The sequence below is a fragment of the Leisingera methylohalidivorans DSM 14336 genome (genome assembly GCF_000511355.1).
Classification (GTDB): domain Bacteria; phylum Pseudomonadota; class Alphaproteobacteria; order Rhodobacterales; family Rhodobacteraceae; genus Leisingera; species Leisingera methylohalidivorans.
The window spans coordinates 2,293,172-2,305,694 of sequence record NC_023135.1 but is presented as its reverse complement, the minus strand read 5'-3'; the positions used below and the strand labels follow the sequence as shown (position 1 = coordinate 2,305,694).

At 59.4% G+C, this 12,523-nt stretch carries 9 protein-coding genes and 2 pseudogenes; 2 read left to right on the top strand and 9 right to left on the bottom strand.

What is annotated here, in order from left to right:
• Window positions 1-14: 14 nt before the first annotated feature.
• From METH_RS11485 to METH_RS11455, 8 genes and pseudogenes are all read right to left on the bottom strand, one after another.
• A complete protein-coding gene (locus tag METH_RS11485) occupies window positions 15-206 on the bottom strand; it encodes an RSP_7527 family protein (RefSeq protein WP_245602883.1) in 192 nt (63 codons plus the stop codon).
• Window positions 207-401: 195 nt separating this feature from the next.
• A complete protein-coding gene (locus METH_RS11480) occupies window positions 402-1,838 on the bottom strand; it encodes a DEAD/DEAH box helicase (protein WP_024090642.1) in 1,437 nt (478 codons plus the stop codon).
• Window positions 1,839-2,020: 182 nt separating this feature from the next.
• The gene (locus METH_RS11475) at window positions 2,021-2,962 is read right to left on the bottom strand and encodes a glycosyltransferase family 2 protein (RefSeq protein ID WP_024090641.1); all 942 of its coding nucleotides are present in this window, start codon (window positions 2,960-2,962) and stop codon (window positions 2,021-2,023) included.
• Complete coding sequence (locus tag METH_RS11470; protein ID WP_245602882.1) at window positions 2,952-3,719, bottom strand: hypothetical protein; 768 nt, start codon at window positions 3,717-3,719, stop codon at window positions 2,952-2,954. Before METH_RS11470 ends, METH_RS11475 begins: the two co-directional genes overlap by 11 nt.
• A gap of 28 nt (window positions 3,720-3,747) precedes the next feature.
• Window positions 3,748-5,355, bottom strand: coding sequence for a peptide chain release factor 3 (locus METH_RS11465; RefSeq protein ID WP_024090639.1), 1,608 nt, complete (start codon window positions 5,353-5,355; stop codon window positions 3,748-3,750).
• A 157-nt stretch (window positions 5,356-5,512) separates the two neighbouring features.
• A complete protein-coding gene (locus tag METH_RS11460) occupies window positions 5,513-6,508 on the bottom strand; it encodes a nucleotidyltransferase domain-containing protein (protein ID WP_024090638.1) in 996 nt (331 codons plus the stop codon).
• The gene (locus tag METH_RS23155; protein WP_197538799.1) at window positions 6,493-7,005 is read right to left on the bottom strand and encodes a 3'-5' exonuclease family protein; all 513 of its coding nucleotides are present in this window, start codon (window positions 7,003-7,005) and stop codon (window positions 6,493-6,495) included. Before METH_RS23155 ends, METH_RS11460 begins: the two co-directional genes overlap by 16 nt.
• A gap of 388 nt (window positions 7,006-7,393) precedes the next feature.
• Window positions 7,394-7,711 (bottom strand): annotated as a pseudogene (locus tag METH_RS11455) (Hint domain-containing protein); the annotation flags it as partial.
• 2 nt (window positions 7,712-7,713) lie between these two features.
• Between METH_RS11455 and METH_RS11450 the strand changes: the two are divergent.
• Both METH_RS11450 and METH_RS11445 read left to right on the top strand, forming a co-directional pair.
• Window positions 7,714-8,664 (top strand): annotated as a pseudogene (locus METH_RS11450) (IS91 family transposase); the annotation flags it as partial.
• 572 nt (window positions 8,665-9,236) lie between these two features.
• Window positions 9,237-10,826, top strand: a complete 1,590-nt coding sequence (locus tag METH_RS11445) for a hypothetical protein (protein WP_024090634.1) — start codon at window positions 9,237-9,239, stop codon at window positions 10,824-10,826.
• A 475-nt stretch (window positions 10,827-11,301) separates the two neighbouring features.
• Here METH_RS11445 and METH_RS11440 read toward each other — a convergent pair whose 3' ends face one another.
• The gene (locus tag METH_RS11440; RefSeq protein ID WP_024090633.1) at window positions 11,302-12,327 is read right to left on the bottom strand and encodes a Hint domain-containing protein; all 1,026 of its coding nucleotides are present in this window, start codon (window positions 12,325-12,327) and stop codon (window positions 11,302-11,304) included.
• Window positions 12,328-12,523 lie beyond the last annotated feature (196 nt).

Below are 12,523 nucleotides of genomic sequence, written 5' to 3'. Positions count from 1 at the left end.
CACCGGCGGCTGGTTCAGCCGTGCAGCGGGCGGGCGCAGCTGGGGCAGGAAATAACCTTGCGCGGGGCGCTGAACACGGCGCGGAACAGACGGCGCATCACGTTGGCAAATGCCTCGGCACGCAGCTCATGGGCGCGGGCTTCGATGGCTTGGAATTGTGCAATGGTCAGGGTGTTGGTGTCGGTGGTGTTCATGGCGAAGCCCATCTTCAATCGCGTTACAGTGTTGCGGAAGCAATACGCCTGTTTGCACGGATTGACGCCACCCAAGATCGAAGACCTGTTATGCTGCAAGTGCAAAGGTCGCTATGCTGCAACTGCACAGCGGGGTGTCCTTCTGCAGCTGCCAAGAAAAAGGCCGCCCCGAAGAGGAGCGGCCTGCAAAGCGTCAGGCGGTGCCGGTCAGCTGGCCCGGCGTTCCGCGAAGCTGAGGGCGATGAAGCTGGGCAGGTGATCGCCCATTCCGACCACTGTCTTGTCGTCGCGTTTGCCGTATTTGCCGCGGCCCGAAGAGCGTTCGGGCTTCTGCGCAGGCTTTTCGTCCTTGCGGGGGCTGCGGGCCGCCTCCTTGCGGGGGTCGCGGGCTTCCGCTTCCGGCTTGGGAGCGCGGGCTTCCGCTTCCGGCTTGGGAGCGCGGGCTTCCGTTTCCGGCTTGGCTGCGCGGGCCGGTTTTTCGGCCTTGGCTTCCGGCTTCACCGGGTTGTCCAGACGCGGGATCTCTTTCTGGATCAGCTTCTCCACTGCATCCAGCGCCTTGTCATCGCGGGAAATGCAGATGGTGATCGCCTTGCCCGCGCGGCCGGCGCGTCCGGTGCGTCCGATCCTGTGAACGTAATCCTCGGCATGGCCGGGCACGTCGAAGTTGAACACATGGCTGACGCTGGGCACATCAAGGCCCCGCGCGGCCACATCCGAAGCGACCAGGATCCGCAGGGAGCCTTCGCGGAAGCCGTCCAGTGTCCTGGTCCGCTGGCTTTGATCCAGGTCGCCATGGATAGGCGCCGCGTCATAGCCGTATTTCTTCAGCGATTTGGCAACGATATCCACGTCCGACTTGCGGTTGCAGAAGATGATTGCATTGGTGAGCTTGTCACCCTCATTGTCGATCAGCGCCCGCAGAACGGTACGCTTTTCGCTGCCCTCGCGGTCCCGGCGCGATGCCTTGAACTGCACCACGGCCTGTTCGATCGTTTCCGATGCGGTGGCTTGCCGTGCGACTTCAATGCGCTCGGGGCCGGACAGGAAGGTGTTGGTGATCCGCTCGATTTCCGGTGCCATGGTGGCCGAGAAGAACAGCGTCTGGCGGGTGAACGGCGTCAGCGAGAAGATGCGCTCGATATCGGGGATGAACCCCATGTCCAGCATCCGGTCGGCTTCGTCCACCACCATCACCTGCACGCCGGTCAGCAGCAGTTTGCCGCGTTCGAAATGGTCCAGCAGACGGCCGGGGGTGGCGATCAGCACATCGACGCCCTTGTCGATCAGCGCGTCCTGTTCCTTGAAGGAAACCCCGCCGATCAGCAGCGCCTTGGTGAGCTTTACATGCTTGGCATAGGTGTCGAAGTTTTCCGCCACCTGGGCCGCCAGCTCGCGGGTGGGGCACAGCACCAGGCTGCGCGGCATCCGGGCGCGGGCGCGTCCGCGCGCCAGCAGCGTGATCATCGGCAGCGTGAAAGACGCAGTCTTGCCGGTGCCGGTCTGGGCGATTCCCAGAACGTCACGCCCTTCCAGCGCAGGCGGAATCGCTCCGGCCTGGATGGGAGTGGGGGTTTCATATCCAGCTTCCTCAACAGCTTTGAGGACCTTGGGATTAAGGTTGAGATCGGTGAATTTTGTCATATGCATCCGTCATTGCGGACACTGACCTGGCCCGCGCGTGTTTGTTGCAGCCGACTCCGCAAAGGTCATGCGGGATGGCAGCTGCCGGCTCGTGAGGCGGCATAGCAAAATCCTGTGCGATCGTCAATTAATGCCGGATTTCGCAGTGTTTTTGTCCGGGCCTTTTGCAGCAGAGCGACAATTCAGCCGGATTCTGGAAAGTGTTTCCGCCGTTTCCTGTCCAAATCCAGTTTTCGAATCTTGAGCAGCCCCGCAGCGCGCAGGCGGTCCCGCAGGTCTGGGCTGTCGGCGCAAACTTCGTCGAAAAAGGTCCGCAGGCCGGCTTCGCCCTGATCCGACTCGATAGAACTGAGCAGCTGATGCGTCGTGATTCTCCCGGGCTCATGTGGCCGGGCGGGGGCCAGTTCGGCCCGGTAGGAGCCTTTTTGCAGCCGGTAGCGGTAGTGGCTGATCCAGCTCTGCCAATCGGCTGCGTGGAAATGGCACAGCTCCATGCCGCCCAGTTCTGCGGCGCCGGGGTTTTCCGTCTCGCCCAGAAAGGCGTTGTGAATGCGCAGGTCGAGCCCGTCAATGCCGGTCCGGACAAACAGCTTGCCCTGAACGTGGCTGAGAAAACCGCCGCGCAGCACCCGGCCGAACCGGGGATAAAGCTGATCAGCGGGGCCGCCGCGCCGTGCGGGGGCAACATATCCTTTAAAGGCCGTTCCATCGCCGCCGGCAAGGGCCTCGACCGGCCTTACCCGGGCGCATAGGGTCTCTGGCGGCAGCGCTGCAAGCCGGCTGGCGGGCAGGCTGTCCGACCACAGGAACTCATCCACGTCGCAATGCAGCAGCCAGCTGACATCCTTGGCCTGGCGCCGGTAAGCCCGATTGGCATTGCTGGCCTGCCGTACCTGATGCCGCGCCGGGCGGCCCTTCTGCTGCCAATACCGATCATCGCAGTCCACCACGCGGATTTTCGGATGCGCTTTCAACAGCGGATAGGCGTCCGGGCAGGGGGCATCCAGATAGAGGAACAGCCGGTGCGCTCCGGCGTCCAGATAATGCGCTGCAAAGGTGAGGATCTCCGCGGCCTCAGCCTTGATCGTGCTGACCACGCCCCATTTGACCGCACTATGGCTCATCTGAGGCCGATCTGTCCTTGTAGCGCTGAATGCGCCCGAAAATGCTGCGCGGGTCACTCATCACCATCCGCAGCATGCGCATGCCCAGCGGCTGCAAGACCGTGTCATTCTCCGAATAACGCCACAGCCGCGCCAGCAGGTTCATGTCCAGATCGCCATGAGGCAGGGAATAAGGCTCCAGCCCAAAGCCCAGATCATCCGGCCGCGGACCGCCGCGGGAGCGCGGAAAACCGTCGCTGTTCTTGCGCCCGCTCTGGCGGCGCTCGCTGTCGTGCAGCTTGATCAGGTCGAACAGCATCATCAGTCCCTGACCGCCCAGACGCTGATCGATGGTTTCACCGTGGTCGCCAAAGGTGGTCGCAGCCGAAATCAGCCAGCGGACGGGCAGTTCAAGGGCCAGAGTGCTGCCGTGCTCCCTCCAGATCCGCAGGAACAGCTGCTGCGCCTCCGGCGGCGGCGACCGCCTGCGCAGGATAGCGATACACAAAGCATGCAAAGCCCAAAGTTCCGGCTGGCCGAGAAACTCGGTCCGTATCAGCGCCCGCTTGCGCAGGGCATGCCTGCGGTCTTCGGGCATGTCTATCATTTCCGGCGCACTGTCCACGCGCTGCGCCTTCAGAGCGTTCAGATCGATGTCCAGGGGCGGAAGCACTGACAGGGGATCGTCAAACGGCGCCTCGCGCTTTTCGAGCCGCCGCATGAGCGTGTAAAACCCGCCAGGATAGTGTTCGTGTTCCAGATCCAAGGCGGGCTTCAATGCTCTGATTTCTCTAAAGGGCCGTCGGTTACACCATCATTTCCTTGGTCGCGGTCAGTTTCAAGTCCGGATAGTCGCGCACCACCCGGTCGATGTCCCATTGCAGCCGCGTCAGGTACACCACATCGCCGTCGTGATCATGCGCGATGTGCTGCTTGTTGGCATTGGTGAACTTGTCCACTGCTGCCCGCTCGCCGCTGACCCAGCGGGCCGAGGTGAACTGGCTGGCCTCAAACCGCACCGGCAGGCCGTATTCTATCTCGATTCGCGAGGCCAGAACCTCGAACTGCAACTGGCCGACAACACCAACGATGAATCCGGAGCCGATCGAGGGCTTGAACACCTTGGCGGCGCCTTCCTCGGCAAATTGCATCAGCGCCTTTTCCAGATGCTTGGCTTTCATCGGATCGCCCGCCCGCACGCCTTGCAGCAGTTCCGGCGCAAACGATGGGATGCCGGTCACCCGGATCTCCTCGCCCTCGGTCAGCGTATCGCCGATACGCAGCTGGCCGTGGTTCGGAATGCCGATAATATCGCCCGCCCAGGCCTCTTCCGCCAGTTCGCGGTCAGAGGCCAGGAACAGCACCGGGTTGGAAATCGCCATCGGCTTTTTGGTGCGCACATGGGTCAGTTTCATGCCGCGTTTGAAATGCCCCGACGCCATCCGGACAAAGGCGACCCGGTCGCGGTGCTTGGGGTCCATGTTGGCCTGCACCTTGAAGACAAATCCCGCGACCTTTTTTTCTTCCGGCGCCACCTGGCGGGGCTGGGCGGATTGCGGCTGCGGTTCGGGGCCATAGGCGCCGATGCCGTCCATCAGCTCCTTCACGCCGAACGAGTTGATCGCCGAACCGAACCAGATCGGGGTCATATGGCCTTCGAGCACCGATTGCGGATCCAGGGCCGGCAGCAGCTCACGGGCCATTTCGACCTCTTCCAGCAGCTGTTCCAGCAAGTGTTCCGGCACATGTTCTGCCAGCTTGGGATCATCCAGGCCGTTGATCTCAATGCTTTCCGCAACCTTGTTGCGGTCGGCGCGGTCCATCAGCTCCAGCCGGTCGCGCAGCATGTCGTAACAGCCGATGAATTCGCGGCCGACGCCGATCGGCCAGCTGGCAGGTGTCACGTCAATTGCCAGGTTCTGCTGGATCTCGTCGATGATCTCGAAGGTGTCCCGGCTTTCGCGGTCCATCTTGTTACAGAAGGTCAGGATCGGCAGGTCGCGCAGGCGGCAGACCTCGAACAGCTTCTGGGTCTGGCTTTCCACGCCCTTGGCGCCGTCGATCACCATCACTGCCGCATCCACTGCTGTCAGCGTGCGGTAGGTGTCCTCGGAGAAGTCCGAGTGGCCGGGCGTATCCACCAGGTTGAAGCGGAAGCCGCTGAAATCAAACGACATCGCCGAGGCCGAGACCGAAATCCCGCGGTCCTTTTCCATCTGCATGAAGTCCGATCGCGTGCGCCGCGCTTCCCCCTTGGCGCGCACCTGGCCGGCCATCTGAATCGCACCGCCGTACAGCAGGAACTTTTCAGTCAGCGTGGTCTTGCCGGCGTCCGGGTGCGAAATGATCGCAAAGGTCCGGCGCCGTGCAATTTCGGGCGGCAGTTCGGGGTGGTTTGAAGCGGAATCCAGCATGTGCGCGCGTATAGCAGGAATGCCGCAGGAGGCAAGAAAAACAGGGGGCGGCAGGCGTACACCCCGCGTGCCCCCCCTGTGCACCGGCTGGCGCCACGTGCCTGCCCGGCGTTCACCGCCGGGCCGCGCCCTTTTCCACTCGCTCTAAAAGTATCTTCTAAATGACTAGTAGCCTAAAGAAGCGAGTTTCTTCCCCTAGTGTCTTTAGGTAGAAATTCAGTTTGTCCCCAAAGTCGTATGACTTTTCTTCCCAAGCTTTCCAATTCTCGCTGACTTCGTGTTGCAGTTCTTCATCTGGCATATCGGTGGTCTTCAAGAACTCGGAGTATCGAGAGATCAAATCGTCATTTGCCTCAGCAAGTTTGGGGTCATTGGCTTCCCTTGCGATGTGCGTGAGCCGATCCGTGGGCGTAAGGCTCACCATTTCCTTCGCGTCCTGGGGGGTTACCGTTCGATTCTTCTTGTAGCAGTACAAGAGAAAGCAAATTGCGGAGTAACAAGTAAGCATTCTGCTGTGTTTTAGTTTTAAGTTCTTTATCCGAGCCTTCTCCTGCGCGGAGATGTTCTTTCTGCGTGCAAACTCGTAGTTAACACAAAAAGTGCGCCACAGTCGGAGAATGTCGTTGCAGAGAAAAGCTGGGATAAAGGCATCCGAGTGGTCAGCGTAGTCTCGAAAATATTCGGCAATAACTTCTTCGATTACTTCGTTAAAAACATCTTCGCCAACAACTGCTCGCCCTTCAAGAAACATTAGTAGGCGACCGGTCAATGTATTTCTATAATCATCCTCTGGGCTGCCGAGATGTATCAAGAAGTCGGAAACAGCATGACATGTAAGGTATTTCCCGTCGCCATCGAAGTCGGGAAGGTTCATGTTTCGAACTGCTCGGATAAGTTCGGCTTTTGCGAGGATCACATCGAGGTTCGACAGGAGGTTTACAGTTTTCTCTCCATCCTTTGCGACCTTCGATACTATGAAAAGATCTAGGTCACTCTTTGAACCAGCCTCCAATCGGCCGAAAGAACCAGTAGCGTATATGCAGGCCTTGTCACCGAGTATCTTGTTGAGGTCTGCAACATTAATCTGCAGTTCCTTAAATTTCTCCAGAGTCGAACTTCTTCTTTCCTCAAGGTAAGTCAATTTCTTTCCCATTCAAAAATGTTTGCGAAAATTTCGGCTTGCTCAATGGCGTCATCTAGCGCGTTGTGCGTGTGGGGTTTGTTTGACTGCATTTCGGATGGCAAGCTTGACTTTCCAGAAAGGGAAACTGGATTATTCAACTTTACTGCAAGGGAAGTTTTGATGTCATAACATCTGGAATGTCCAAAAGGTGAACCTTTGGGGCAAAATTTTAAGAAGTACCAATACATCCAAGACCAATCAAAACTTAACGGGTAGGCAACAAAAACAGGGTTGCCATCCTGAGACTGAGACCGCACCCAGTTATACGCTTCAAGCATAGCATCGACAGGATTTGAGCCAGTGGAAATTAGTCTTTCCCGGTCTAAACCATTAACTTCCAGTGCTTCAGGTTCAAAGTCTTCCGAAATTGGAGATAGTTCGCGATAAAAAGTTCTCGTATATTGGGCCGGGCGCACAAATTTGTGACCGTCAAAATTCCCTGCATAAACCAGTGCAAACGACAGCATGGAATACGGGCCGGGGATTGATCCATCGGTTTCAATATCCGCGGAAAAGTATATGTCCATGTCTCTATTCATCTACTGCCTGATTCGAGCGCTTGGGGACGCGCCTGTATGGGCACGGCGCCGAGATGTTCGCTGTTGGCCTCTTCTGACATGTCCGTTAAGCATAGGCAACCGAAGAGAATTGAAGAGGCCACGAGAGCAATCTTACCATCATTTGAATGGAAGGGCATGTAAAGGCGAAGCTTTGTCGGTACTAAAATCGTACACTCGTTGCCGTTGGGGCATTCAGTTAGTGAATGCTTAAGCTTCTCACATAGGGGTAAAGCGGAGGTGGGCACTTGGGTCACCTAGGCAAGTGTCTAGTACATCTCTTGCGGAGCTTGAAACGCTACCGCAGCGACGCCCGCTTCAGCAGCCCCACCGCATCCGGCCGGTCCAGCAGCGATCGGCTGACGTCCAGGCCGTGGGCGCCGCGCATGTGCTGCGCGGGCAGGGTGCCATGCTGGTGTCTGGGGCGCAGGGTCCAGAAATCTTCCGGCAGCGCCGGGCTTGTCACAGGGTCGAGGAAGGTGCTCTCCGCCGCGATGCCCTCGGCATAGATGATGTGGTGGCGGTCGAACAGAATCTGGAAATAGTCGGCAAAGCCGCCGTCCAGCACCACTACGGTGTCGCCGTTCACCAGATCGCGGGCGCGGACCAGGATCTCTGGCGCGCATGGAAGACCTGTTGCCGGCCGAAGACTTCCATGCGGTCTTTACGCTCCCTGCCCGGATTGCCGACTTTGCCTGCCAGAACAAGGCGGCGGTCTACGGCCTCTTGTTCAAGGCTTCGTCACAAACGCCACTGACCATCGCTGCCGGCCAAAAACACCTTGGCGCAAAGATCGGCATGGCATCGGTGCTGCACACATGGGGCCCGGCGCTGACCCACCATCCGTACGTGCATGTCATCGTGCCAGGTGGCGGGCTGTCCCAGGACGGCACCCGCTGGATCGGCTGCCGCCCAAGGTTCTTCCTATCCGTGAAGGTCCTGTCCCGGCTGTTCCGGCGCCTGTTCCTTGAAGGGCTGATCCGGTTGCACCGGACGAGCAAGCTGCGTTTCTTCGGAGCATTGGCGGGACTGACCGGCTCCGGCAGCATTGCAGCCCATCCCGCGCCACTACGCAAGACCGATTGGGTTGTTTGCGCCAAGCCACCCTTCGGAGGGCCCGAAGCCGTGTTGGCCTGTCTCAGCCGCTATACCCGCCGCGTCGCGATCTCGAACCAGCGCTTGGTCAGCGCCAATGCCGGCACGGTGGCCTTCCGCTGGAAAGACTACCGCATCAGGCGCGGTGACCGATTGAAGATCATGCGCCTGCGCACGGACGAGTTCATCCGTCGCTTCCTGATCCATGTCCTGCCCTCCGGCTTCCACCGCATCCGCCACACCGGCTTCCTCGCCAACGGCATCCGCCGCGGCAGGATCAAGAAGATCAGGCATTTGCTCAACGCGGAGCCCGAACCCGGTCAGGCAACCGGTGAAGCGGCAAGCGAAGATCCCGACGGCCGGATCGTGTGCCGGCCTGGCCCCAAATGCGGCGGGGCGATGCGCATCGTTGAGGCATTCACCCGCGGCCAAACCCCGAAATCCCGCGCGCCGCCATTGGGGGAGGCCGCATGACACAGCGAAAATGCCCGGCCCGGCGATACGCAGACGCCGCACCGATCACTGCGCCCGGCCTCATGAAACAGGCACCAAAACAGGCTAATGGATGCGAAAAGACAAACCAACCGGCAACAACAGGCCGTGAAAACCGCCGCGCCTGCACTCGTCAAAGCGATCAGCCCCACCGATCCGGCCAACGAAGGCTGAACTCGTAACGCACAATCCCCCTGGCAACGAAAGCCGCCCGCGCTTTCCTCCTTGTCAGATTTATCGCCGCTGCATCTCACGATGACAGCAGCCACAAACCTCAGACTTTGCGGACTTTTGCTGCGCCCGCACCTTAGTCCGCTTTAGCCATTACAAAGCCCCGCTAGGACTAACGCCTAGCATCCCCTCTCGCCATCGTTCTACCAAACTTCTTTGTCGGAACCCGATTTTCTGGTACCTTATTGCGAATAGTTCCAACCTACATTTTGAAAGGAGCCGCTATGAGTGCGTTTCGCTTTCTTCTTACTGGAATTTGTTCCCTTTTTGTCTGGTGCTTAGCTGATACTAGTCCGGCTTCCGCCCAATCCGGGAGCGCTGGCTTGGGGCGTCTTGCACAATACCTGCCTGCTTCAGGACAGGACGACACCTGGCAATTCATCAACAACGTCAACAGTTTTGAGATCAATAACATTGGTGATCCGCATGCGATCAGATACTTCTATGTCGGCCCAGAAAACGGCACCGAAGGCCGACGGCGGATCGATGTCGTGCTCGAAATTCACCCGGGCAGCACCGGATCTGCTGGGATCCTCTATGGGCTGAACAAATCCCGTGATGTCTACCACATGCTGACGCTGGATGCGCAGGGCGTGGTGCGGATATTCCGCCGCGACGATGAAGGGTTCCGGCCTTTATTGGAACAAAGTAGCAGCGCGTTTCAGTTGGGCAGGGCCAATATGCTGACCATCGTGGAAAATGGGAATGAGATTTCGTATCTGCTCAACGGCACGTCGCTCGGCTCTATCGGGGGTAACCTTTACGGCTTCGGTAGTGTCGGCATTGCGGCTGTGGGCGAAGTTCACGCCTATTTCACAGCGTTCTCTGACGGGGCGGCTAGCGATCGATCCAGCGCTCCCGCGCAGGCAAATGACAGTACTACGCTGGCCTCAAACGGACCGGCTTCTCCGCCCAACGAAGCGATCGAAATGCGGCGCGCGCAGATCGTGGATCAAAACGGACCAGCGGGCCAACCGTTTGCGGCCTATGAGACCTTGGTGCCTGCGAGCTGGAAAACCCAAGGGGGGGTGAAGTGGAGCAACTCTGATGGGCAAGCGGGCTGTTTCACGGGTGCGGGGCTGATATGGGGTACGGGCACTCAGGACGAAGCATATGGTCTCGCCTTTATGGATCCGCTCAGCTGGGGGATGTCAACCGATGGGCCAGCGGGCTACATGTGCCTCGGTGAGGATCTGACGGACGCAGAGATGGTGTCTCGCGCCTATTTTCAAGCCATCGCAACCACTTTGCAGGTCACGATCCAAGACGTTCAGCGTGCACCGGAACTGGAACCGCTGACGCAGCTGATCGGACAGGCCTGGCGCGCCAGTTGGCCTGCCACAGCCAAAGTCTGGGTGGATGGCGTGGTGATCCGCGCTCATGTCCGCACCCAGCAGCGCGAGAATGACGCCTATTTCGTCGTGATCACTAAACATGCGGAGGCCAATTACTCTGGGGCCGTCTATCGCGACGGGCGTACTGCAATAATCATGGGCATTTTCACCCCCGTAGGGAAATTGGACGAGGGGCATCCTGGCTTTGCCCCGATCATCAACAATCTACGGGTTAATCCGCAGTGGAAGCACTTGGAACAGAAATGGTGGGAAATTAAATTGCGCCAGCCGCGCCCCAATGTCAGCAGCGTTGCCAAGGCTGATACCTCAATCGGCGACATGATGTTTGAAAGCTGGAAGAAACGGGAAGGAATGAAGGATGCAGGCCATGCCAAGTCCGTTAGCGGCATCTGGGAGGTGCAGCCGTGGAAAACGCCATCCGGCAATACCGTGATGCTTAACCAGAACTACAATCACGCTTGGCAGCTGCAAAACGGGTCGATCGTCCTGACCAATAACGCCAACTTCAATCCAATGCAGGCGTTTAACCAGACCGGTCAGCAGATGCGACAGAACTAAAGTACTTCCGGTTTGACTTAACGAAGAACACAGCGGTTTTAAGGCAGTTCCTGAACACCTTAGGATTATAGTGGTCGCAAATTTCTCCAGTGGATTAGGACACTGATGTGAATGAGCGGGCAGCTATACGTCAGCATGTTATTTGCCCCTGAAAAAGGCTTGTTTAATCGCGCTCAAATCCAAATAGGGCGTTTCGCGGTGGCGATTGCCAAATTAAGATCACTTCTTGTTCGATAAATTAGAGTGTTCGTCATGCCAAGAACGAGAAAACCGAGAGCTTTGGAATCCGGGGAATAGTTGGTTGCGTCGGCGTGAGCCGGGCGTATTGACGAGGATAGCCGTGCTGGCGCCATGAGCAGACATACGCTGTCCGGTGGCATCACGGTCTGATTTGGGCTCAGATCGGGCTTTCTCAGCGCTTAGGCCCAACGGCTGCTTTGCGCTGGAACCCCCATCACGCTTTACGGTAAACAGACTACCGCAGCGACGCCCGCTTCAGCAGCCCCACCGCATCCGGCCGGTCCAGCAGCGACCGGCTGACGTCCAGGCCGTGGGCGCCGCGCATGTGCTGCGCGGGCAGGGTGCCATGCTGGTGTCCGGGCCGCAGGGTCCAGAAATCGTCCGGCAGCGCCGGGCTTGTCACAGGGTCGAGGAAGGTGCTCTCCGCCGCGATGCCCTCGGCATAGATGATGTGGTGGCGGTCGAACAGAATCTGGAAATAGTCGGCAAAGCCGCCGTCCAGCACCACAACGGTGTCGCCGTTCACCAGATCGCGGGCGCGGACCAGGATCTCTGGCGCGCCGGCGCCGATTTCGTCGCTGCGCTGATAGACCATCAGCCGGTGGGCGGGGCTGACGATCAGGTCATTGGCGTTGTTCAAGGCGCCCTGGCGGATCAGGATCGGGGCCAGATCCCCAACCGCGCGCAGGGTGGACTGGCCAATCCAGCGCACCTCCTGAATACCGTCGTCCCGGGTCAGCACACGGTCGCCTGCGCGCATGTCCTCGATCAGGCGCTGCGCGCCGGTGGCCAGCGTGATGCGGGTGCCGCGGGTGAACGAGACGCAGGCGGACTGTGCCAGCTTGCGCCGGGCCGACTTGCGCCCGGCCTTGACCAGCGTATAGGGCATATGCGCCTGCAAGGGGGCCAGCGGCACCAGAAAGATTCCGGCAATCAGCCCGTCACCGTCCACTTCGACCATCACCAGGATCTCGGTATTGGGGCCGCTGTCGGGCATCAGCGTCAGCAGGCAGTCCAGATGCAGCACCGCGCCCGGGGTGCCCAGGGCGGTGTCGCCGGCGATGCGGAAACTGCCATCGTGGTGGGCGGCGATGCCCAGCCGCTGCGGCGGCACCGGGCTGTTCAGCAGGTAGATGTCGTCCAGCACCAGGTCCTCGAGCAGCCCCATAGGGTCGCCCATGTTGGCACCGTATTCGACGCGGAAACGCTCGGCCGGGTAGGCCTGGACGGAGGAAAGGCTGGCGGTCAAATTCTGTCCCATATGCGGCCGGTATTCGCTTTCATATGCGGGCCCGCAGACCGGGCCGTCAAATAGATTTGCCGTGAGAATGTGGCAAAAAGGCGGTGGGAAGAGGCGGATTTCCCGGCAGTATCACGCTGCCGGCTGTGTGCGGCGGGGCCGGCCGCGGGGCTGGCCATCCGGACGCAGGCGGTGCAAGCTCCGCGAAACGGACAAG

What these genes read in the sequence shown, in the direction of transcription:
- METH_RS11485 (WP_245602883.1), bottom strand. Translation starts at nt 206, where the DNA reads ATGGGCTTCGCCATGAACACCACCGACACCAACACCCTGACCATTGCA.
- METH_RS11480 (WP_024090642.1), bottom strand. Translation starts at nt 1,838, where the DNA reads ATGACAAAATTCACCGATCTCAACCTTAATCCCAAGGTCCTCAAAGCT.
- METH_RS11475 (WP_024090641.1), bottom strand. Translation starts at nt 2,962, where the DNA reads ATGAGCCATAGTGCGGTCAAATGGGGCGTGGTCAGCACGATCAAGGCT.
- METH_RS11465 (WP_024090639.1), bottom strand. Translation starts at nt 5,355, where the DNA reads ATGCTGGATTCCGCTTCAAACCACCCCGAACTGCCGCCCGAAATTGCA.
- METH_RS11460 (WP_024090638.1), bottom strand. Translation starts at nt 6,508, where the DNA reads ATGGGAAAGAAATTGACTTACCTTGAGGAAAGAAGAAGTTCGACTCTG.
- METH_RS23155 (WP_197538799.1), bottom strand. Translation starts at nt 7,005, where the DNA reads ATGCTGTCGTTTGCACTGGTTTATGCAGGGAATTTTGACGGTCACAAA.
- METH_RS11440 (WP_024090633.1), bottom strand. Translation starts at nt 12,327, where the DNA reads ATGGGACAGAATTTGACCGCCAGCCTTTCCTCCGTCCAGGCCTACCCG.